This window comes from Plantibacter sp. H53 (assembly GCF_001650455.1).
Taxonomy (GTDB): domain Bacteria; phylum Actinomycetota; class Actinomycetes; order Actinomycetales; family Microbacteriaceae; genus Plantibacter; species Plantibacter flavus_A.
On record NZ_LWCT01000013.1, the window covers coordinates 55,158 to 77,158 of the forward strand.

Annotated in this window: 19 protein-coding genes; 10 read left to right on the forward strand and 9 right to left on the reverse strand. The window is 69.8% G+C overall.

Going from position 1 to position 22,001, the window contains the following annotated elements; translation table 11 throughout:
- Positions 1–14: 14 nt before the first annotated feature.
- Positions 15–842 carry a beta-phosphoglucomutase family hydrolase gene (locus A4X17_RS08340; RefSeq protein WP_082916052.1) on the forward strand — a complete coding sequence of 276 codons (828 nt, stop codon included), beginning with the start codon at positions 15–17 and terminating at the stop codon, positions 840–842.
- Positions 839–3,358 carry a glycoside hydrolase family 65 protein gene (locus tag A4X17_RS08345; protein ID WP_064295207.1) on the forward strand — a complete coding sequence of 840 codons (2,520 nt, stop codon included), beginning with the start codon at positions 839–841 and terminating at the stop codon, positions 3,356–3,358. The genes A4X17_RS08340 and A4X17_RS08345 overlap by 4 nt, the downstream gene beginning before the upstream one ends.
- A gap of 46 nt (positions 3,359–3,404) precedes the next feature.
- Here A4X17_RS08345 and A4X17_RS08350 read toward each other — a convergent pair whose 3' ends face one another.
- Positions 3,405–4,493 carry a glycosyltransferase family 1 protein gene (locus tag A4X17_RS08350; protein WP_082916029.1) on the reverse strand — a complete coding sequence of 363 codons (1,089 nt, stop codon included), beginning with the start codon at positions 4,491–4,493 and terminating at the stop codon, positions 3,405–3,407.
- Positions 4,494–4,565: 72 nt separating this feature from the next.
- On the opposite strand from A4X17_RS08350, the gene A4X17_RS08355 reads away from it, so the two are divergent.
- Complete coding sequence (locus A4X17_RS08355; protein WP_064295209.1) at positions 4,566–5,558, forward strand: glycosyltransferase family 2 protein; 993 nt, start codon at positions 4,566–4,568, stop codon at positions 5,556–5,558.
- Here A4X17_RS08355 and A4X17_RS08360 read toward each other — a convergent pair.
- Positions 5,555–6,835 carry a lipopolysaccharide biosynthesis protein gene (locus A4X17_RS08360; RefSeq protein ID WP_064295210.1) on the reverse strand — a complete coding sequence of 427 codons (1,281 nt, stop codon included), beginning with the start codon at positions 6,833–6,835 and terminating at the stop codon, positions 5,555–5,557. The genes A4X17_RS08355 and A4X17_RS08360 overlap by 4 nt on opposite strands.
- Positions 6,836–6,937: 102 nt before the next feature.
- On the reverse strand, positions 6,938–7,783 hold the full coding sequence (locus A4X17_RS08365) for a glycosyltransferase family 2 protein (RefSeq protein WP_064295211.1): 846 nt from the start codon (positions 7,781–7,783) through the stop codon (positions 6,938–6,940).
- A gap of 123 nt (positions 7,784–7,906) precedes the next feature.
- Between A4X17_RS08365 and A4X17_RS08370 the strand changes: the two genes are divergently transcribed.
- Positions 7,907–8,968 carry a glycosyltransferase family 4 protein gene (locus A4X17_RS08370; protein ID WP_064295212.1) on the forward strand — a complete coding sequence of 354 codons (1,062 nt, stop codon included), beginning with the start codon at positions 7,907–7,909 and terminating at the stop codon, positions 8,966–8,968.
- Positions 8,968–10,080 (forward strand): glycosyltransferase family 4 protein, encoded by a 1,113-nt coding sequence (locus tag A4X17_RS18900; protein ID WP_082916032.1) that lies wholly within the window; start codon positions 8,968–8,970, stop codon positions 10,078–10,080. Before A4X17_RS08370 ends, A4X17_RS18900 begins: the two co-directional genes overlap by 1 nt.
- On the opposite strand, the gene A4X17_RS19210 is transcribed toward A4X17_RS18900, so the two are convergent.
- Positions 9,966–11,303: a hypothetical protein gene (locus A4X17_RS19210; RefSeq protein ID WP_064295213.1), complete on the reverse strand. Its 1,338-nt coding sequence runs from the start codon at positions 11,301–11,303 to the stop codon at positions 9,966–9,968. The genes A4X17_RS18900 and A4X17_RS19210 overlap by 115 nt on opposite strands.
- The gene (locus tag A4X17_RS08380) at positions 11,300–12,220 is read right to left on the reverse strand and encodes a polysaccharide pyruvyl transferase family protein (protein WP_064295214.1); all 921 of its coding nucleotides are present in this window, start codon (positions 12,218–12,220) and stop codon (positions 11,300–11,302) included. The genes A4X17_RS19210 and A4X17_RS08380 overlap by 4 nt, the downstream gene beginning before the upstream one ends.
- Before the next feature lie 185 nt (positions 12,221–12,405).
- On the opposite strand from A4X17_RS08380, the gene A4X17_RS08385 reads away from it, so the two are divergent.
- Complete coding sequence (locus A4X17_RS08385; RefSeq protein WP_064295355.1) at positions 12,406–13,851, forward strand: sugar transferase; 1,446 nt, start codon at positions 12,406–12,408, stop codon at positions 13,849–13,851.
- Between the two features lie 23 nt (positions 13,852–13,874).
- On the opposite strand, the gene A4X17_RS08390 is transcribed toward A4X17_RS08385, so the two are convergent.
- Genes A4X17_RS08390 through A4X17_RS08400 form a run of 3 tightly spaced genes read right to left on the reverse strand, consistent with a single transcriptional unit; the run spans position 13,875 to position 17,822 of the window.
- The gene (locus tag A4X17_RS08390; protein WP_064295215.1) at positions 13,875–15,152 is read right to left on the reverse strand and encodes an O-antigen ligase family protein; all 1,278 of its coding nucleotides are present in this window, start codon (positions 15,150–15,152) and stop codon (positions 13,875–13,877) included.
- 7 nt (positions 15,153–15,159) lie between these two features.
- Positions 15,160–16,587: an O-antigen ligase gene (locus tag A4X17_RS08395; RefSeq protein ID WP_082916034.1), complete on the reverse strand. Its 1,428-nt coding sequence runs from the start codon at positions 16,585–16,587 to the stop codon at positions 15,160–15,162.
- A 56-nt stretch (positions 16,588–16,643) separates the two neighbouring features.
- Positions 16,644–17,822, reverse strand: a complete 1,179-nt coding sequence (locus A4X17_RS08400) for an acyl-CoA dehydrogenase family protein (protein ID WP_064295217.1) — start codon at positions 17,820–17,822, stop codon at positions 16,644–16,646.
- A gap of 196 nt (positions 17,823–18,018) precedes the next feature.
- Here A4X17_RS08400 and manA point away from each other — a divergent pair, with 196 nt between their 5' ends.
- Positions 18,019–19,218, forward strand: coding sequence for a mannose-6-phosphate isomerase, class I (manA, locus tag A4X17_RS08405; protein ID WP_064295218.1), 1,200 nt, complete (start codon positions 18,019–18,021; stop codon positions 19,216–19,218).
- A gap of 31 nt (positions 19,219–19,249) precedes the next feature.
- On the opposite strand, the gene A4X17_RS08410 is transcribed toward manA, so the two are convergent.
- Positions 19,250–20,230 (reverse strand): GlxA family transcriptional regulator, encoded by a 981-nt coding sequence (locus A4X17_RS08410; protein WP_064295219.1) that lies wholly within the window; start codon positions 20,228–20,230, stop codon positions 19,250–19,252.
- Between the two features lie 93 nt (positions 20,231–20,323).
- Here A4X17_RS08410 and A4X17_RS19215 point away from each other — a divergent pair, with 93 nt between their 5' ends.
- The 3 genes from A4X17_RS19215 to A4X17_RS08420 all read left to right on the forward strand — a co-directional run bounded on the left by A4X17_RS19215 (position 20,324) and on the right by A4X17_RS08420 (position 22,000).
- On the forward strand, positions 20,324–20,467 hold the full coding sequence (locus tag A4X17_RS19215; RefSeq protein ID WP_153303456.1) for a hypothetical protein: 144 nt from the start codon (positions 20,324–20,326) through the stop codon (positions 20,465–20,467).
- A gap of 54 nt (positions 20,468–20,521) precedes the next feature.
- The gene (galE, locus tag A4X17_RS08415) at positions 20,522–21,484 is read left to right on the forward strand and encodes a UDP-glucose 4-epimerase GalE (RefSeq protein ID WP_064295220.1); all 963 of its coding nucleotides are present in this window, start codon (positions 20,522–20,524) and stop codon (positions 21,482–21,484) included.
- Positions 21,485–21,670: 186 nt separating this feature from the next.
- A complete protein-coding gene (locus tag A4X17_RS08420) occupies positions 21,671–22,000 on the forward strand; it encodes a WhiB family transcriptional regulator (RefSeq protein WP_079002812.1) in 330 nt (109 codons plus the stop codon).
- Position 22,001: the final 1 nt, after the last annotated feature.

Below are 22,001 nucleotides of genomic sequence, written 5' to 3' on the forward strand. Positions count from 1 at the left end.
CATCGAACGACGTCCTGACCCTCGACGAGGCGGCCGCGCGGCTCCTCGGCTGCCGGGCGGTGCTGTTCGACCTCGACGGCGTCATCACCCCGACCGCCGAGATCCACATGCACGCCTGGGCGAAGCTCTTCACCGACGAGCTCCTCGCCCACGGGATCACCGAGCCGTACACCGACGCCGACTACTTCCAGTACATCGACGGCAAGCCGCGGTACGACGGGGTGCGCGCGATGCTCGCGTCACGCGGCATCACGCTCCCTGAGGGTTCACCGACCGACGCGCCTGAGCTGGAGACCGTGTGCGGTCTCGGCAACCGGAAGAACTCGGTGTTCACGGCCGTCCTGGAAGCGGACGGCATCGCCGCGTACCCGGGATCGTTGACCTTCCTCGACACGGTCGAGCAGGCAGGGCTCGAGGTCGCCGTGGTGTCGAGTTCCAAGAACGCCGAGGTCGTCCTCCGAGCGGCAGGGCTCCGTGAGCGGTTCCCGGTCGTGATGGACGGCGTCGTCGCTGCGCGCGAGGGGATCGCCGGCAAGCCCGCACCGGACACCTACGTCGAGGCCGGTCGCCTGCTCGGCTACGCTCCGTCGGAGTGCGTCGTCGTCGAGGACGCGCACTCCGGGGTCGAGGCCGGCCGCCGCGGCGACTTCGGTCTCGTGCTCGGCGTCGACCGCGGTATCGGACACCAGGCGCTCATCGATGCGGGTGCGGACATCGTGGTCGATGACCTCGCCGAGCTCGTCGACCCACTGCGGTCGGCCTCGCGAACAGCCGGGCCGGACGCGCCGGCCGACTCACAGACCCCCACGGCACCCCACGACTTCTCCGAGGACCAGGCATGAACCACATCACCAGCGACCCGCTCGACCGTCACCGGTTCCCGCTCGACGACTGGGCGCTCGTCGAGACGCACGTCGACGCGGACGACGAGGGCACGACCGAGACCCTGTTCGCGCTCGGCAACGGCTACCTCGGGTTCCGCGGCAACGTCGAGGAGGGCCGCGACGGCCACGTCCACGGCACGTTCATCAACGGGTTCCACGAGACCTGGCCGATCCGTCACGCCGAGGAGGCGTTCGGCTTCGCGCGCGTCGGCCAGACGATCGTCAACGCGCCCGACACGAAGGTCGTCCGCCTCTATGTCGACGACGAGCCGCTGATCCTCAACGACGCCGACCTCCTGAGCTTCGAACGTCGCCTCGACTTCAAGACCGGCGTCCTCAGCCGCGAACTCGAATGGCGGACGCCCTCCGGGAAGCGGGTCCACATCCGTTCCCGTCGCATGGTGTCCTTCACCGACCGCCACCTCGCGGTCCTCGACTACGAGGTCACGTTGCTCGACGCGGACGCGTCGCTCGTGCTCTCCAGTCAGATCATCAACCGCCAGGACCGTCAGGACGACTACCTGACGAACGCACCCGAGCCGGGGATGGGCGACCCGCGCAAGGCGGAGTCCCTCACCGAGCGGGTGCTGCAGCCTCGCTACAAGCTCATCGACGGTCCACGAGCGATGCTCGGGTACCAGACGACGAACTCCGGCATGACGATCGTCGCCGGCGCCGACCACACGATCGAGACCGAGAACGAGTACGAGGTCTCGACGCACATCGAGTCCGACCTCGCGAAGCACGTGTACACGATCCGCGGTCGCGCGGGCGTGCCCACGAAGCTCACCAAGATCATCAGCTACCACACCTCGAACGCCGTCCCGCCGAAGGAACTCGCCGACCGCTGCGCCCGCACGCTCGACCGTTCCGCCGAGAACGGCATCGAATCGGCGATCCGCAACCAGGAGCTGTGGCTGGAGGACTTCTGGGCGCGCTCCGATGTCGAGGTCCACGGACAGCCTGCCATCCAGCAGGCGACGCGCTGGAACCTCTTCCAGCTGGCGCAGGCGTCCGCACGCACGGACGGCGGCGGTGTCGCGGCGAAGGGTGTGTCCGGGTCCGGGTACGGTGGCCACTACTTCTGGGACACCGAGGTCTACGTCCTCCCGTTCCTCAGCTACACGGCGCCGCTCGTCGCACGGAACGCCCTCCGGTTCCGCCAGAACATGCTCGACGCCGCCCGCTCCCGCGCGACCGAGCTCAACCAGCACGGCGCCCTGTTCCCGTGGCGCACGATCAACGGGCTCGAGTCGTCCGCGTACTACGCGGCCGGCACGGCGCAGTACCACATCGACGCCGACATCTCCTACGCGCTACGGCAGTACGTCGCGGCGACGGGGGACGAGGACTTCCTCGCCCGCGGAGCCGTCGACATCTTCGTCGAGACGGCCCGCATGTGGGCCGACCTGGGCTTCTGGCGCGCGAACGGCAAGGACTCGTTCCACATCTACGGGGTCACGGGGCCCGACGAGTACACCACCGTCGTGAACGACAACCTCTATACGAACGTCATGGCACGGGCGAACCTGCTGTCGGCCGTCGAGGCCGTGGAGCGCCTCCGCGAGGACGACCCGGCCTCCTTCGAGCGCTTGGTCACGCGGCTGTCGCTCGACGACGCCGAGGTCCGCGAGTGGCAGCGCGCCGCCGAGCACATGCACATCCCCTTCGACAAGCGGCTCGGCATCCACCCACAGGACGCCCAGTTCCTCGAGAAGGAGCTGTGGGACCTCGATCACACGCCTCCGGAGCACCTTCCGCTCCTCCTACACTTCCACCCGCTCGTCATCTACCGCTTCCAGGTGCTCAAGCAGGCGGACGTCGTGCTGGCACTGCTCCTGCAGGGCGACCACTTCACCGACGAGGAGAAGCTCGCCGACTTCGACTACTACGACCCGCTGACGACGGGCGACTCGACCCTGTCGGCGGTCGTGCAGTCGATCATCGCCGCCGAGGTCGGGTACCAGCGGCTCGCGCTCAAGTACTTCTGGTCGGCGCTGTTCGTCGACCTCGCGAACCTGCACCGCAACACCCCTGACGGTGTGCACGTCGCCTCCACCGGCGGCGTGTGGAGTGCGCTCGTGCTCGGCTTCGCGGGCATGCGCGACCACGGCGGCGTGATCTCCTTCTCGCCGCGCCTGCCGGTCGACTGGCAGGGCATCACCTTCCGACTCACGGTCAAGGGCACGCGGGTGCGTATCTCCGTCCGGCGCACCGAGATGCGGTTCACCGTCGAAGAGGGCGATTCCGCGTCGTTCGTCGTCGGCGGCGGTAACGTGCTCGTCGAGGCAGGGACGACGGTCACCGTTCCGCTCGACAACCAGGGTCCGCACCTCGTCGGCGAGCCGAGCGCGAGCGACATCGAGGGCAGCCGCCGCGCCGACGGCTCGCTCATCACGGTGTCGATGCCGACGATCGCGCTCGGCCCGGCCGACACCGAGTCGATCCCGGTCATCCAGCCGCAGTCGGAGTAGCGCGACGCGGCTGGATGGCGGTCGCTCGCCATCCAGCCGCGTCGCGTCAGGCGAGTGTGGTCCGGAAGGTCTCGAGTGTGCGTGTCGCCACGCGTTCCCAGGAGAACTGCTTGGCGCGCTCCCTGCCCTGATCGGTGAGTTCTGCCATCCGTGCGGGGTCGCTGACCGCCGTCGTCATGGCGTTGGCGATCGACTCCAAGGAGTGCGGGTCGAAGTACTCGGCCGCATCGCCCGCGACCTCCCGGTACACGGGGATGTCGGAGATGAGCACAGGGAGCCCGGCCATCATGGCCTCGAGTGCCGGCAGGCTGAAACCGTCGTGGAAGGACGGCATGGCGAGCGCGGTCGCCGTCTCGTAGAGGTGGCCGAGTTCCTCGCTGCTCAACCACGATCGCAGTTCGACCCAGTCGTGCATGCCGACCTCGTCGACGACGGCGCGCAGCGGGTCCTCCCCGTGGCTGCCGGTGATGACCACCCGAGGACGGATCGCCTCGTCCACGAGCGGCAACGCCCTGATGAGACCAGCCCAGTTCTTGTGCGGGCGCCGGTTGCCCGTCGCCAGGATGAAGGGGTGCTCCGTGTCCGGTCGTCGTTCGCCCATCGGCAGGGCGGTGCCGGCGAGGGGGATGAGGTCGATGCGGTCCGCCGGGAAGCCGAGGTAGGTGATGATCTCGCGCCGGGACACCTCACTGATGGTGATCATCCGGCTGGCGTTCCGTGCACCCAGGCGCTCCATGAACTTCACGGGTTCGGTGAACGCCGGGGTGCTCATCATCTGGGGCTGGCTCCAGTAGAGCATGTCGTGCATGGAGATCACGGTGGGCATGCTGCTCCGGGCGGGACCGAGCAGAGCCGGGCAGTGCAACAGATCCGCACGGTGACGCTTGGCGATGCGACCGATCGACCAGAGCTCGCCGATCGCCCACCGGAAGCGGTTCTCTCCGCTGATACCGGTGTCGATCATGTCCCCGGGGAACCAGGAACGGTCGAGCTGATATCCCTCCTTGCTGGCGAGTCCGACGAACTCGAATTCACTGCCGAGGCGGCCGATCTCGCGGTACAGCTCGCGGGCGTAGGTCTCCATACCGCCTTTCGTTCCGGTGTACGAGAGGAGGTCGACGGCTACGCGGGGCATAAGGCACGAGGATACCAGTGGGGCGGTCGGGATAGGCTGGTCCGCGGTCCATGAGCGGTGAGGGGCGGGTCCATGCCAGCAACAGCAGCAGTCGACGGACGCGTCTCCGTCGCCCTGTGCACCTACAACGGCGCCGTGTTCCTCGAAGAGCAGTTGGCCAGCATGCTCGCGCAGACCGTGCTCCCTGGGGAGATCGTGGTCAGCGACGACGGTTCGACTGACGGGACATCCGCCATCGTCGAACGCTTCGCCGCTGAGTCGTCCGTTCCGGTGCGCCTCCTCCGGAATCCGAGTCCACTCGGCGTGACGAAGAACTTCGAGGGGGCGATCCGCGCGACCACGGGGAGCCTCATCGTCCTCTCCGATCAGGACGACGTCTGGCGGCCTGACCGCCTCGAGCGTGCGTCGGCCGCCTTCGACGCGCGTCCGGAGCTCCAGATGGTGTGCTCCGACGCCCGTCTCGTCGGAGCCGATGGGGCGTCCCTCGGCACCACGCTCTTCGCGTCGCTGTCGATCGGCCCGCACGAACGCGACGGGATCCGGGCTGGTGACGCGTTCGGCGTGCTGTTGCGGCGCAATCTGGTCACCGGTGCGACCGCGATGCTCCGACGAGAGGTCTTCGACGCGGCCGTGCCGTTCCCGGCTCCATGGGTCCACGACGAGTGGTTGGCGATCGTCGCCGCATCGCGCGGACCCGTCGAGCTGTTGGACGAATCGCTCGTCGACTACCGGCAGCACGGCGCGAACCAGATCGGGATCGTCGAGCCGACGCTGGCGTACAAGATCTCGAGGCTGATGCAGCCGGGGCGTCAGCGCAATCGGGACATCGCCGACCGCGTCGCAGGGCTCGCGTCGTGGCTCGATGAGCCTCGTGCCCACGCGCCGCTCGCCGATCCCTCGGCCGTCGTCGCCAAAGCGGCCTTCGAGCGGTTCCGGGCCGATCTCCCTCCGGCCCGGTGGCGGCGGATCATCCCCGTCCTGCTCCGTGCCCGACGCGGCGAGTACCAGCGGTATGCGAGCCAGGGGGCTCTCGACATCGTGCGGGATCTGCTGCAGCCGGCCTAGCCTCGGGTCAGATGCCACAGGGCCGCGCCGGCCACGACCACGCCGAGCGCGAGGAGGCCGCCCCGCCACGGCGCCCGATGACGCGCGGCGAGGAGGAGCAGTGCCATCACGACGAGTTCCCGGGCGTTCACGAGCCAGGCTGCGAGCTGCAGGTCGTGGAGGGCGACGACGCCGACCGGGAGGGACAGCAGCACACCGACCGCCTTGATGGGACTCGCCCAGCGCATCCGGCTCTCGGCCTGGAGGACTGCCGTGACCGACCAGGCGACGACCGAGGGGGCGACCGACAGCGTGAGGACTGGGACGAGTGCCAGGGCGGGGTCCCAGTCGTCTGCGAGGAAGGGGCCCACGACCAGCTCAGCCCCGATGCTCGTCGCCATGGCGGCCACGACCGCCAGGACCAGGGATCGTCGAAGCGAAGCCTCCGTGAGCGCGACGATCTCGGACCCTCGGCCGTCACGTGCCGCTTCGGCAAGGACCGGCCGGAGGACGTTGATCGCAGCCAGCGCCGCCGCGTCGCCGATGCTCCGCGACAGCGACATGGCGAACGCGTACTGGCCCAGACGTGCCCCGCCGGCGAGAGCCCCGATCGAGAGGCGGTCGGTCTGTCCCTGTCCCCAGCCGAGCAGCGAGAACAGTGCCGTGTGGAGGTAGTCGCCCAGGACGTTCACGGTCGGTTCGCGGGAATGCGCGTCGGCGGCGGACGCGCGGGGGAGTCGCGCTGCGCGTCGCCGGTTGAGCAGGGCGAACCCCGCCTCCGCGAGCATCGCCTGCAGGGCGCTGGCGAGCAGCGATCCCGTCGCCAGGAGGGTCGGCACGCTGCAGAGCAGGGAGGCTGTCGACGACCATGCCTGATGCGATGCGATCTCCTTCCATCTCCCGGCTCGCTGCAGGCGGACCAGGGCGTCGATTCCCACGGCCGAAGCCGCCGGGACGAGGACGAACGGCGCGAGGGCGATCGCCTGCCATCGGTCCGGCCCGCCAGACGTCAGCAGCAGGGCTCCGACGGTCGCTGCGAGCACGGCGCCTCCGATCAGGGCGGACCAGACCCGGAACCGGTGGACGAACCGGTCCCCGGCCTCGGTGCCACCGTGGACGACGGCGGTCTGCCGGGCGGCCGTATCGCCGACGGTCTGGACGAGCGTGAGGGCGAGGACCATCCACGCGTACATGCCGACGAGGGACGGCGTGAGCCGGGCCGCGAGGGCGAGCATAATGAGCGCCGACGCCACCCGGGGCAGGATCCGCTCGAGGATCGCCCAGGCGAGATGGATCATCGGCCGTTCAGCCGCATGGCGGTCGACCCGAGCGTCGGTAGGCGAGAGCGGTCGTCGCGTCGGCGGGGTCTACGTCGCCGTCGGCGGCCTCGATCGTCGTGATCACAGGTACCACGTCCTCGATCGCAGGCTCTCGACCACGCGTCCTGCTCTCGACGAGAGCCGCTCGACACCGCGTCGACGCCGCGTGCCGTCGCGGCTCGGGATGATGACCTGCAGCGCTCCGACGACCAGGACGATCGGGAGCTCCCAGCCGAATGATCGCGGCATGCCCAGCCCGCGGTGTCGTCGGAACAACCGCACCGTTCCCCGGCCGTAGCCGAAGAACTGCCGAGCCACGGCTCGGAGGTCACCGCGAAGTCGGTACTCGACCACGGCCTCAGGGACTGCGGTGGTCGGGTGGCCGGCCGCCGCCGCCCGCCAGAAGAAATCCGTCTCGTCGCCGCCGCCGAGCAGGGTCTCGTCGAATCCACCGAGCCGGTCGAACACCCGTCGTTGGAAACCACAGTTCGCTCCCGCCGGCCATGGATGGAAGCCGTGCACGGTGCTGACCGCCTCCTGCCTCCCCAACTTCGTACCGTCCGGGAGGGTCCGCTCGAGCGCGCCGCCGACGCAGTCCGCGCCGGTTTCCAGGGCGCGCCGGTGAGCCTCGATCCAGCCGACCTGGACGACGTCGTCGGCGTCGCAGAGCAGCACCGCCGAACCCCGTGATGCCCGGACACCGGTGTTGCGAGCGTGGTTGATACCTGGCCTGCCGCTCGCGTCGACGAGGCGGACGCGCCCGTCCACCTCACTGAACCGGCGGACGAGTGCTGCGGTGTCGTCGACGGAGCCGTTGTCGGCGACGACGATCTCGATGTCGCCGGACGAGCGTTGGGCGAGCAGAGCTTCGAGTTGCGTGGCGAGGGTGCCCGAGCCGTTTCGGCAGGGGATGACGATCGAGTACACGGGCCTCCGGATCTGGCATGAGCGAGGTGACCAACTTTTCCGTCGTCTAACATACAACATGTGACATACGAGACTGATGACCGTCGTCCACCCCCACCTCCCGTTCGGCGAGCAGCCGCCAGAGTGACCGTGCTCCACGTCACCGACTGCTATGCGGGTGGCATCCCCGTGGCGATCGAGGCGTACGTGCGGAATTCGCCGCCGGGTGTCGAACACCACCTGCTCGCGCAGATCCCGGACGGCGCCCCCGTCGACGACGCGCTGTCCGACTGCTTCACGTCCGTGACCGCCCTCGGACGGCGACCGCTCGCTGCCGTGCGAGCGATCCGCCGTGTGCGCCGTCGGACCGCGGCCGACATCGTGCACGCCCACTCGAGCTTCGCCGGCGCGTACGCCCGCGTGGCCCTGCGAAGCTCGCCGCGGACCCGCATCGTCTACACCCCGCACTGCTACGCGTTCGAGCGCGCCGACCTCTCGGTCTGGAGCCGCCGTGCGTTCCGGGCCGTGGAGTGGCTGCTCTCGTTCAACGTCGAGACCATCGCCGCCTGTTCCGAGGGCGAGGCCGCCGCAGCGCAACGGCGCGGGCCCCTCCGACCGCGCGTCGTCCACGTGCCGAACGTGGTCGCGGTTCCGCTGTGCGATGCCCGCCGAGACGGCCCGGAGGGGCACCGGCCGCTGCTGGTCGCGAGCCTCGGGCGGATCGCTCCGCAGAAGGACCCGATGCGGTTCGCCGACGCCGCGGCGTCGATCCGTGCGCGAGGGATCGAGGTGGTCCCGGTCTGGATGGGTGGTGGCGCGGACGACGACGTCACCCGGTTGGAGGCCTCCGGTGTACACGTCACCGGGTGGATTCCGCACGGCGAGGTGGGCAGGCGGCTCGCGCAGAGCGACGTCTACCTCCATACCGCCGCCTGGGAGGGGTTCCCGCTCGCCGTCCTGGAGGCGGTGCAGGCTGGTGTCCCGACGCTCGTCCGCCCGATCGCCGCATTCGGGACGCTCCCGGAGGTCCTCACGCTCGACGGTGGTCTCGAGGCGCTCATCGCCAGCAGGCTGGCCGGACCCCGGGCCTTCGCCGCGTGGGCCGACACGAACGTCGCCCGCTGGTCGGATCGCCTTCGGGGCCACACGCCCGCCCATCAGCGGACGGCGCTCGCCGAGGCCTACCGGATACCGCAGGTGGCCTGATGCGGGTCGCCGTGGTGCAGTGGGGCCGCACCGGTGCGGGCCCGCTCTTCGCCCAGGAACTGGCTCTGGCGCTTCAGGAGGACGGCTGCGATGTCGTCGTGTCCTATTCCCTCGACGCCGAGGTGGCCGACCGGTTCGTGGCACTCGGTGTGCCGCACTTCCCGATCCGCACGTATCGCGACAAGCGCGGCGCGGTGCTCGGTCTCCCGCGTCTGCTCTGGGCGGCGTTCCGGCTCGACCGGTTCCTCCGGCGGCATCGCATCGACGTCGTCGTCATCGCCATGGAGCAGCTCTGGCAGGGAGTGGTCGCGCCCGTGTTCCGCTTCGGCGGTCGTCGGAGCCTGCTCTGCGTCCATGACGCGACGATGCACCCCGGGGACTTCTCGCGGCTCGAACACCTCCTGCGTCGTGCCGAGCGCCGAGCTGCGGACGGCGCGATCGTGTTCTCCGAGCCGGTCGCCGCTGCGCTCACGTCGCGTGGTGAATTCAGCGCGGACCGTGTCCATCAAACCGTCCACGCCGCGTACCAGGTCGACGCGGACTGTGCCGTGGTCCGGTCGACGTACCGGGAGGGTGTTCCGGTCGTCGGATGCTTCGGTCGGCTGTCGGCGTACAAGGGGCTCGGTCTCGGGGTGGGAGCGATCACCGAACTGCGACGTCGCGGGATCCGGGTCCGATTGCGGGTCGTCGGGTCCGGGACCGACGACGCTCTCGACCTCCTCCGACACGAGGACGACGAGCTCGAGAACCGCTGGGTCGGTCAGGAGGAGATCGCACAGGTGGTCGGCGGGTTCGACATCGCCCTGCTGCCCTACACCGAGGCCAGTCAGTCCGGTGTGCTCGCCTACGCGATGGCGCTCGGGGTGCCCACCGTCGTGACGCCGGTCGGCGGCCTCGCCGAGCAGGCGATCGCGTCAGGATCGGGCATCGTGGCCACTGCGGTGACGTCGACCGCGCTCGCCGACGCGCTGGAGCAGGTCCTCGCCGACGCCGGTCGTTACCAGGCGCTCTCCGCGGCGGGGGTCCTCGCTGCGGCGGGTCCGTTCTCCTGGGCGCGCGTCGCAGCCGACGTGCGTGTCGCGGCAGCATCCGTCGTGCCCGTTCGTCGCTGATCCGGGTGGGACGCAGGGGATGTCGGCATCCGCCGAGCCGAGAACGCCGCCGCGCCGGGCCGCAGGCTCAGGAGGAGGCACACGGCGACGATCAGCATCGGCGTGAGATGCCGGAGGAACGAGCCGTAGTCCGGCTCGAAGATCGACTGCACGATCAGGAACGCGAGGATCGCCGCGAACAACCGGTTCTGGAACGCCGTGAGGACCGACGAGCCGCGGGGTGCTCGGAGCCTCGCCGACCGGATCGAGGTGATGAGTGATCCCCAGATGACGAGCAGGACGAGCGCCACGACGAGGTAGATCGCCCCGCCGCGGAGCATCAGCGGGATCGGGATGATGAACGAGGCGAAGGTGAGGACACTGTTGACGAACCCGGACACGGGGCCGGCACCGGGGAAGAACTGCACGATCAGGGTGTTGACCGATTCCGCGGTGCGGTGCTCGTTCACCGTCAGACGGTAGTGGTCGAGGTCGACACCGACGACCAGCGGGAAGACGACGGAGAGCCCGGCGTAGAGCACGAGGACGACGGCCAGGGTGGCTGTCCAGCCGCGCCGTGCTCGCAGGGCGAGACGGAGCGCCAGATAGAGGCCGGCCACGAGGAACCAGTACGTGCGGAACCCCTGGGCGTACAGCAGCATCGCGGCCACCGGCACCAGCTCGGCCAACAGACCTCGTCCGCGGTGGGCGATGAGGGCGAGTACCGCGCCCACGGTCAGCAGGTCCTTCGTGTACGCGCCGTGGTAGACCGCGGCGAGCGCGACGCAGCTGATGATGATGGCCCAGTCCACCCACTCGGCCGTCGTCGTCCGGGTGCGTGAGATCGCCGCCGTCAGGACGAGCAGATAGCTCGCGACACCGACGAGGGCGGCGAGCGTCTGCAGCTCGGCCAGGCCCATCCAGCGGTAGACCGCGGCGATGAGCCGGAACGACGAGTCGGCCTCGGTGAACGTCCCCCGATTCACGCTGATGATCGTGCCCTCGTCGTTCGCGAAGTGCCCGGGCAGTCCTGGTTGCTCGGCTGCCACCCAGGCGAGGGCGAGGAGCGAGGCGATCAGGAGGAGCGAACCGCCGACGAGCGGGCGGTCACGTTCCCGCCCGCTGATATCGGGCGTCCGTTGCGTCAGCTGCCGGCGCCACGCGGCCCGGTGGGCGCTGGCCTCCGCGCGGGCCCTGGCCGCGTCCCGCCGCGTCAGGTGCGCGAAAGGCTGCCCGGAGGTCACGGACGGATCGTGTGCTCGAAGCGCAACCTCGGCTGGAGGTCGCCGAACCAGGTCTCCGCGTAGTTCGACAGCTTGCGGTTGTTGTTGTCGAGCGCGACGACCCGGCGGCCCATCTGCAGCCCGATGAGCATGGCGTGGAGGCGATCGGTGACGACCACCTCGCCGCGGGCGATCAGCCGGACGGCGGCATCGAATCGACGTTCGGCTCGCCGCAACCACGCGGCATGATCGCGCTCCATGAGCGGTTTCAACACCGGGTGCTTCGCCGCCCGCCAGCCGAGCCACTCGTGCGCCCGGAGGTCCAGGGGGTCGGCCGGCCAGTCGGCGCTCTCGGAGCCCACGAGCCCACCCGCGCTCTCGCCGTCAGTCCGGGCGATGACGATGCGCCGCTGGGTCGGTTCGGGGGCGCTGATCGGGCCGAGGAGGTGCACCGCGTCCGGCGAGAGGCTGAGGTCCTCGACCTCGTCGCGGAGGAGGTCGTAGGAGGTCTGGTCGCGGACGGCGACCCGCAGGTTGAGCCGGGCGGCGAACCGTCGGGAGAACGCCCGGCGGTCTGCATCCGTGGGGAAGACGACCGACTGCGGTGCCTGGATGAGCAAGGTGTCGGCTGGGAGGCGCTCCGCGAGTTCGTAGCGAGCCTCGCTCAGCACGGGGTAGAGGCCTCCGAGGTTGCCGCCGCCCTGGATGAGGACCGGGATCGACGCGTCCCGGACCCGCTCGGGCATACTGCCGGCGCTCGAGGTCGTGCGCACGTCGATGCCGTGTGCGCGCCAGAACCTGGCCTGTCCGAGGGCGATGGCTGAATCGCCCGAGTTCCGGTGATCGGGGAACTGGGTGTAGTGGAGTTCGGTGACGCCGCGATGCAGCTCGACGAAGGAGGTTTCGGCGCGCCGTCGCATGGTCTCGAGGTAGGGCATGGGTGCTCCGTCCGGATCGACACCGAGCGTTGCGCTGGAATCGGATACTTCAGTTGGTCGAATACATTATGCTCGATTGTCGCCGGGTCGTCTCGCACGTCGGCGATCGACCTCGCCCACCGCGCCTCGTGCGCGCCGAGGCTCGATGCGATGCACACCAGAACATCCCCAGGGAGGCCACCGTCATGCCCTTCGTCGAAGCCCGCCGCTGCTGGGAGCGACGGTACTCGCGCATGGTCCTCGTCCTCGACCTCCTGGCCGTCACCCTGGCGCTCACCGTGACCCAGCTCCTGTGGTGGGACGCGTACTGGCGCGGGACCGTGGAGGTCGTGGGGCCGTTCGGACGCCGAGACCTCGGCTACCCGGCGGTCACCCTCGCGCTCGCCGTCGCGTGGTGGTCGCCCCTGGCAGCGGCCCGATCGCGCCACCCGCGGGTCCTTGCGGACGGTTGGACGCCCTATCGACGGGTCGTGGTGGTGACGACGACGGTCTTCGGCACGGTGGCGATGGCGTCCTATCTCCTCAAGCTCGAGATCGGACGCGGGTTCCTGCTCACCGCCATGCCGCTCGGGGTCGCCCTCCTCCTGGCGGTCAGATGGGGCGCCCGTCGACACCTCCGTGCGCGGCGACGCGGAAGCGCACTCGTCTATCGCACGCTGCTCGTGGGGGACCGCGACCAGGCGGTGCATGTCGCCGAGCTCATGCGCCGGGGCGACTGGGCAGGGCATCGGGTGGTGGGCGTCGCGACCCCGGGCATCGTCGACGATGACCGCATCGTGGGTGCCCCCGTCCTCACCGGGCGGCCCTCGATCGTCGATGCCGCCGAGGAGGTCGAAGCGGACACGGTGATCCTCGTCGGCCCCGTCGAACTCACCCCCGCCGAGCTCCGCCGCCTGGGTTGGGACCTCAGTGAGCGCGGGGTGAAGTTCATCATCGCGCCGACGCTCACGGGGGTGGCCTCGACCCGCCTGTACCTCCAGGCGGTGGCCGGCATCCCGCTCATCCATGTCGACCACGTGGAGCTGTCCCGGCTGGAGGCGGCGGCGAAGCGGGCGTTCGACGTCATCGGTTCCGCGACGCTGCTCCTGCTGCTGGCCCCGATCATGCTCGCGGTCGCGCTCGCGGTGAAGACGACGAGTCGGGGGACTGTGCTGTACCGGCAGGAGCGCGTCGGCCTGCGTGGCCGCCCCTTCCAGATCCTGAAGTTCCGCTCGATGGCCGCCAACGCCGACACCGGAGCAGCCCTCGCGGTGCAGCAGCATGCGGGCGAACTCCTGACGAAGGCTCCGGACAATCCACTCGTGACCCCGATCGGACGGATCCTCCGGAAGTACTCGCTCGACGAGCTCCCGCAGTTGTTGAACGTCCTGGGGGGTTCGATGAGCCTCGTCGGTCCGCGGCCGCACCGAGGGTGGGAGGTCGAACGCTACGACCTGCTCGCCCGGCGACGCCTCCTGGTCAAGCCGGGCATGAGCGGACTGTGGCAGGTCAGCGGGCGGTCCAACCTCTCCTGGGACGACTCGGTCGACCTCGACCTGTACTACGTGGAGAACCGGTCGGCCGCGATCGACCTGAAGATCCTCGCGCAGACGGTGCGAGCGGTCGTCGCCCCGGGAACCGATGCACGGTGATCCGGCGCCGCTCGGGGCCGGGTTCAGCGTTCCGGAAGCTTGTGCCGCCAGCTCAGTCCGCCGGCACCGATGACCGCGCAGACGACGAGGAGCAACCAGCCGCCGTTCAGCAGCAGGCTGCTCTCGGCGGCGCCCGATGCGAGCAGGGTCACGACGATGAGGGCAGCCCAGACGTGCACGACGCTGCGCCGGTTGGTCGCGATGAGCCAGGTCCGCACGAGCGCCAGACCGCCGAGGAGGAGGAACAGGGCGAGCCCGATCAGTCCGAGCTGCAGGTACACGTCCAGGTAGGCGTTCAGCGCCGAGTCGTTCGTGCGGCCGAGGCTCGCGTCGATGAACCGGTACGGGACCGCATCGGAGACCCAGCCGCCCGTCCATCCCCAGCCGTTGAGCTCGGTCGGGGCCAGGCGTCGCAGGGTCTCCTGCCAGAGTGCGTAGCGCTGCTCGATCTCGAGCCCGAGACCGAGGGCGCGGAACACCTCGGATCGGAACAGGTACCCGATGAGGCCGACGAGCGCGAGGACGGCGAGGAGGACGAACTGCCAGGTGCGGCGCGGTTCCGGTCGGAGTTGCCGGAAGACGTAGAGCACGGCGGTCGCGATGCCGAGGGCCGCGGCGAGGAGCGCGATGCTCGGCGAGCGCGTGCCGAGGATGAGCCCGGCGGCGAGGGCGATGGAACCGATCGTCACCCCGTGCCGCACGGAACGGGTCCGCCATTCGACGACGAAGGTGACGAGACCGAGCAGGGCCGCGATCCCGAGGGCGCTCCGGGTTCCGAAGACCCCCTCCAACGGACCGCCGAAGGCGAGGTTCCCGCTGATCCCGAGGAACGGCAGCGGGGTGTCGATGAGGACGCCGCTCACGACCTCCAGCGCCAGGGACGTGCCGAGGAGCGCGCGGAAGGCGGTGCCCGTCGCCCGGACGATCTGGATGGTGTCGCGGGTCAGCGCGATCACGATGGCGATGAAGGCCCACGCGAGCTGTCCGCCGATGGCGGGCAGGGTCGCGAGCGGCGTGGCGCTCCACACCACCGACACCGCGCTCCAGGCGAGGAACAGCAGGACCGAGATCGGCAGGAGGCCACGCCACTCGATGATGGGGAGGCGCGCGAGGAGGATGCCCGTGCCGATCGTCGCGAGGCCGACGAGCATCGCGCTGAACCCGGCGACACCGATCAGGCTCGTGACGAGGTGCTCACCGAAGGCGGTCGCGACGGCGATGGTGGCGAACGCGGCGGCCAGCGGCGCCGACGACAGGACGCGCGCGGCGACGGAGAACGCGTCGAAGTCCGCCGGTCTCACGCTGGGCTCATCCGCCGACGACGTCGCGCCGGTGCGCGGGTGCGAGGTCGGAGGAGGCCGCGACGGTGGGAACAGGCCAGGCGGGTTCCTGCTTGGTCTTCACCACGAGGAGCACGAGGAGGACCCAGCCGGATTCGATGAGTATCCGGCTCTCCGCGACCGACTGCACGACGAGGGAGACCGCGATGAGGACGGGGGCGAGCGACAGGGCCGTGTACGGCCGCTGTGCGTCGAGGTCGACGCGCGGACGGTCGACGGCCAGGAACCAGGTGCGGGTCAACATGGACAGGACGACCGCGGCGAAGAGCACCAGGCCGACGACGCCGAGTTGGAACCAGACGTCGAGCCAGGCGTTGTGCGCCTGGAGCTGTCGGACGCCGCGTCGGATGACCAGGTCGGTGAAGAGCGGCTCCCACGGTGCCCACGGACTCGAGAAGCCCCATCCGAAGACCGGCCGTTGTTCGATGAGGCGCCACACGGTCGCCCAGATGTCGAGTCGACCGGTGAGGTCCGGGCTCTTCCCGAGCAGGCCGAGGAGTTGCGTCCGGAAGACGACCGCTCCCATCGCACCGACGACCCCGATGCCGAGGAAGCCGAGGTACACCGGCGTCCTCGCCTCCGGGCGAGGTGCCCGACGGATCGCCAGTGCAGCGGCGAGGACCACCGCCGTCACCACGGCAGCGAGCAGGATGGTGGTCGAGAAGCTCAGGAGGAACATCACGATGGAGAGACCGAGACGGATGAGCAGGGTCCAGCGACGTTCCGGGCCGGCCAGCCCGGCTGCGCCGGGCTCGTCGCGGCGCGCCGCCAGCCGGAGCCCGAAGACGATGATCCCGAGCAGCGCCACCACGGCGAGGAGGTTGGCGTTCCCCGAGATGCCCTGGACACGTCCTCCGGAGAACAGGAGGTCCCTCGACCAATAGTCGAGCAGGGGCGGGTCCGCCGAGTCCCCGGCGTAGAAGTTCGGGAGCACCGGGTGTCGGATGATCGCCGCGACGACGAACTCGAAGAGGAGGGAGAGTGACAGCACCCACGTCACGGCACGGCCGAGGACGCGGATGACCTCGGGCCAGGAGAAACAGCCCGCGAGGGTCACGCCGAGGATGGTGCACAGCGCCGCACCGAGCAGGGTCGCGGCCGTGCCGCTGGGGTAGGCGGACCAGGCGAGCGAGACGACCGACAGCACCCCGTAGCCGACGAGTGACCACGGCACCCGGGTGCGCCGCCAGTTCGGGCGGACGACCATCAGGCACGCGAGGGCGGCACCACCTGAGACGAGTGCCACCGCCGTGTAGCCCCAGATGGTGAAGAGGTTCGTCCAGAACGTCCCGGCGAGCACCGCGAACGTCGCGAACACCGCGACGTGCCTGACGACGAGTGCGCGTGTCGTCAGCGCTGCCGGCGGGCGGGGCGGGGCGGGTTCGGTGGACAGCATCGTGCCCCCAGGGTAGCGGCTGCGGCCGCCGCCGAGGCCCTGGTCCAGCGCGGTGGTCAGACGAACGCCGCAGTGCCGGTAATGGCCCGCCCGACGATGAGCGCGTTCATCTCCCGCGTGCCCTCATAGCTGTAGAGGGCTTCGGCATCCGCGAAGAACCGGGCGGCGTGGTAGTCCAGCACGATGCCGTTCCCGCCCATGATCTCCCGTGCCCACGCGACCGTCTCGCGCATCCGCGCGGTGCAGAACGCCTTGGCGAGCGCGGAGTGCTCGTCGCGCTGGGTGCCCTCGTCGAGCATCTGCGAGACCCGGACGCACATCGCCATCGATGCCGTGATGTTCCCGAGGCACTTCGAGAGGAGGTCCTGGATCAGCTGGTGGCCCGCGATCGGCTTGCCGAACTGCACGCGCTCCTTGGCGTAGGCGACCGCCGCCTCGTACGCGCCGACAGCGACGCCGACACTCGACCAGGCGACGCCGGCGCGCGTGAGTCGCAGTACCTTCGCCGTGTCGCGGAAGGAGTTCGCGTGCTGCAGCCGGAGGCGCTCGGGGACCCGGACGTTGTCGAGGGTGATGTCGGCGTTCTGCACCATGCGCAGGCTGATCTTGCCCTCGATCTTGGTCGCGGAGTAGCCGGGGGAGTCGGTCGGCACGATGAAGCCCTTCACCTGACCGTCTGCCGTGTCCTTCGCCCAGATGATCGTGATGTCGCTGAAGGTCGCATTGCCGATCCACCGTTTCGAGCCGGACAGGATCCAGTCGTCGCCGTCCCTGGTCGCCGTGGTGCGAAGCCCCTGTGCGCTGTCCGACCCCGATTGCGGTTCGGTGAGACCGAAGGCACCGAGGACCACGCCGGAGGCGAGCTTCGGGAGCCATTCGTCCTGCTGCTCCTGGGAGCCGCACTCGCTGATCGAGCCCATGGTGAGACCGTCCTGCACCCCGACGAAGGTGGAGATCGACGCGTCGATCCGGGAGAGCTCCATCGAGGCGAGGCCGCGGAACACGGCGCTGTTCTCGAACGGCGTCGTCTCCGGCCAGGCCCATCGGGCGACGTCGAGCTCGAGGAGCGGGGTGATGAGGTGCTTCGGGAACTCGGCTCGCTCCCAGTACTCGTTCACGATCGGCTTCGCCTCCGTCTCGGCCCAGGCTCGAAGGCGGGCGATGGCCTCCTGCTCGGGAGCCGTCAGAAGGCTCTCGAAGCCGTAGAAGTCGCTGGCGAGGGGTTCGAAGATCATGGTCCGTTGCTCCATTGCGTCCGCTGGCGCCGGATCGGCGTCCCGGCCAGCCTAGGCAGGTGCGCTCGGCGCGGACAACGGCTTGGTAGTTTGGTGCACGGTGCCGGGCGACCGCGTCGCACGGCTTGTAGGACGACGCCAAGCGGCCCCAGGGTCCGGCTGGCGCGTCACCCTCGTCCGTCGAAAGGGCCCCACCATGTTCGTGCCGCTCCGTGCCACTCCTCGTGACTACGCGTGGGGGTCGTCGACGGCGATCGCGGAGGTGCTCGGGTCCGAGCGCTCAGGACGTCCGGAGGCGGAACTCTGGCTCGGCGCACACCCCGGGGCGCCGACGCCGATCGCGGATCCGTCGACGGTGGGGGGACACGCCGACCTCGAGCGCTGGCTCGCCGCCGATCCCTCCGCGCTCGGCGGGCACGGCTCGCTGCCGTTCCTCCTCAAGATCCTCGCAGCGGCCCATCCGCTCTCGCTGCAGGCCCACCCCGACCTGCAGCGCGCCGCCGCGGGCTTCGCCGCCGAGAACGCGCGAGGGGTGCCGCTCGACGCTCCGCACCGCAACTACAAGGACGCGCTCCACAAGCCGGAACTCATCGTCGCCCTCCGGGACGGCTTCGAGGCGCTCTGCGGGTTCCGCGAGCTCGATGCGACCGATGCGCTGCTCGCCGAGCTGGTGGCCTCGGCGCCCGATCCGGCTGCTGCGGCGCGCATCACCATGCTCCGCGGGATGCTGGCCGCCCCCGACGGGCTCCGCGACACCGTGCGAACCCTGCTCGAGCAGCTCCCCGGCGGGCTGCTCGACGCCCTCGTCGCGTCCGCCGCTGCTCCCGGTTCGGGTGCATTCGACGCCGAGCGGACCCTGGTCGGACGGCTCGCCCAGGAGTATCCGGGCGATCCCGGCATCGCGGTCGCACTCCTCCTCAATCTCGTCACGTTGCGAGCCGGCGAAGCGCTGTACCTCCCAGCCGGGAACATCCACGCCTATCTCCGCGGCATCGGCGTCGAGCTCATGGCCGCGAGTGACAACGTCCTGCGCGGCGGGCTCACCCCGAAGCACGTCGACGTGCCCGAGCTGCTCGAGGTCCTGGAGTTCGAGCCGCGGCCGGTGCCGTGGCTCACCCCGACGGACCTGGGCGGGGGGCTCAGCCTCTTCGTCCCCGACGTGCCGGACTTCGAGCTGCTGCGGGTGGACCTGTCCGATGAGCCGTCCGAGCAGGATCCCTCGTTCCACCTCCCCGGCCCCGGGATCGCGATCGTGGTCGACGGCTCGGTGCGGATCACCGGAGCCACCTCGTCCATCGAGCTCGGTCGAGGTGGCTACGCCTTCATCACGCCCGACGAGGCGGAGCTGCGCTTCTCCGGGACCGGAACCCTCTTCCTCGCGACCACCCAAGGCTGACCGCCCGGCCGGGTGGCCCGGTCCACGCGGCTCAGGCGCTCTCCCGCACCCCGAAACTCCGCCGGTAGGCGGCAGGCGTGGTCCCGAGGACACGGTCGAAGTGGTGACGGAGGACGGCTGCGGTGCCGAACCCAGTGTCCGCCGCGATCCGCTCGACACCGTGGTCGGTCCGTTCGAGCATCTCCTGGGCTCGGAACAGGCGTTGCCGGTTCAGCCAGGCGGCCGGCGTGCTGCCGAGCTCCGAGCGGAAGCGGCGTGCGAAGGTCCGCTCGGACATGTGCGCCTGCCGCGCGAGACGCCCGATGGGCAGGTCCTCGGCGAGGTGGTCGAGCATCCAGTCGACGACCGGTGCGAGCGACTCGCACTGCTGCGCCGCGACGGGGGAGAGGACGTATTGCGCCTGACCGCCGTCACGCTGTGGCGGGACGACCATCCGGCGGGCGATGACGTTCGCGCTCGCCGCGCCGTACTCCTGTCGTACCAGGTGCAGACACGCGTCGATGCCGGCAGCGGTCCCCGCGCCCGTGATGACCTTGCGGTCCTCGACGAACAGCACGTCCGGGTCGACGGTGGTGCCCGGGAACGTCATCTGCTGCTCGCTCGTGTACATCCAGTGGGTCGTGCTGCGCCGACCGTCGAGCAGCCCTGCCTGACCGAGGACGAACGACCCGCTGCACACGCTGAGGACCCAGGCACCCCGTGCCTCAGCCGCTCGGAGGACGTCGAGGTAGGCCTCGTCGACCGCTCCGGCGCGCGATCCACCACGACCGGTGATCACCACGAGGTCCGCCTCGGCCGCGAACGACAGGTCGTCGTCGACGATCATGTCGAAGCCCCGCGCACCGTCGTCGCTCAGGTTCATCCGGACCGGACCGGGGTCCTTCGTGACGATGCGGAGGTCGAAGGCGGGACCGCCCTGGTCCGACCGGTCGATGCCGAAGACCTCGCAGACGACGCTGAACTCGAACGGTTGCAGCCCCGGGATGGCGAGCAGGGCGACCTTCGACAGCATGGGACCTCCGGATGATCGATTTGGCAGGAATGTGCTCATTTGCGTCCATCCTGCCACTGGTGGCAGTTTTTCGCCATTCCTAGAGTTTCAGACATGTCCATCATCGCACTCGTCATCGGCATCCTCACCGTCCTCATCGCCGTCGTGGCTTCCGCCGCGACCCTCCGTGCCGTCCTGACCGACGGCTATCGCCGTGTCCCCAGCCGTGCCGGCGCACGACGCACGCGCCTCCAGTAGTCTGGTCACTCCGTCTGCAGCACGGCAGGTGGAGGACTCCCTGGAGGAAGCATCGTGGCGTGGCTGGTGACGGGCGGAGCCGGATACATCGGAGCCCATGTGGTGCGGGCCTTCCAAGCGGAGGGGATCGACGTCGTCGTCCTCGACGACCTGTCGAGCGGACACGAACGCTTCGTTCCTGCGGGTGTGCCGTTCGTCCGCGGAACCCTGCTCGACGGCTCGGTCCTCGAGCGCACCTTCTCCGAGTTCGAGCTGAGCGGTGTCGTCCACGTCGCCGGGTACAAGTACGCGGGTGTCTCCGTGCAGCGCCCGCTCCACACGTACGCCCAGAACGTCACGGCCACCGCGATGCTGCTCGCCGCGATGGAGGAGCACCGGGTGGAGCGCATCGTCTTCTCGTCGAGCGCCGCGGTGTACGGGACCACGGACGTCGACCTCGTCACCGAAGACACCCCGAAAGCACCCGAGTCGCCCTACGGCGAGTCCAAGCTCATCGGTGAGTGGCTGCTCCGCGACCAGGGTGTCGCCACCGGGCTGCGCCACACGTCGCTGCGGTACTTCAACGTCGTCGGCTCCGGGACGGACGAGGTCTACGACACGAGCCCGCACAACCTCTTCCCGCTCGTCTTCGATGCGCTCCTCGCCGGACGCACCCCCCGCATCAACGGCGACGACTACCCGACGCCGGACGGCACCTGCGTCCGCGACTACCTGCACGTCGCGGATCTCGCGGCCGCGCACGTCGCCGCAGCCAAGCGGCTCGATGCGGGTGAGCCCCTCGAGGCGGCGTACAACCTCGGAAGCGGGGACGGGTCGAGCGTCGGCGAGATCATGACCGCGATGGCGGAGGTGACCGGGATCGACTTCACCCCCGAGATCATGCCGCGGAGGGCGGGCGATCCCGCACGGATCGTCGCGTCCGGCGCGCTCGCAGCGCGCGACCTCGACTGGCGGATGCGACACGATCTGCGCCAGATGGTGGAGAGCGCATGGCGGGCCAGGCGCGCCGCCGACTGACGTCGCGCGGCCGCACGATCCGCCCCGACTGGCCCCGACACCCAGTTCGGGTCACACGCGGCGCGTCGCGAACCCTCACCTCGTGATTGAGGCTTTACGATGTGCGACTTGACTCGACCATAACTACAAGGGTGTAATTATGTATCGCGCCGCGTGGCGCAGGGTACGAGTAGGTGGGGAGACGGTATGGCGATTCCTGAGTATCGTGCCGGAGTACCCGACGACTGGTTCGTCGATCCGGTCAATCTGGGAGTCCCCGGCGTCCGTCAGCCCGCTGCGGAGGGCGAGGACGACACCCAGCTCTCCTGGCAGACCGATGCGCTGTGCGCGCAGACCGACCCCGAGGCGTTCTTCCCCGAGAAGGGTGGATCCACGCGCGACGCGAAGCGGATCTGCACCAGCTGCGACGTCAAGTCGCAGTGCCTGGAGTACGCGCTCGCGAACGATGAGCGCTTCGGCATCTGGGGCGGCCTCTCCGAGCGCGAGCGCCGGAAGCTGCGCAAACGCGCCGTCTGAC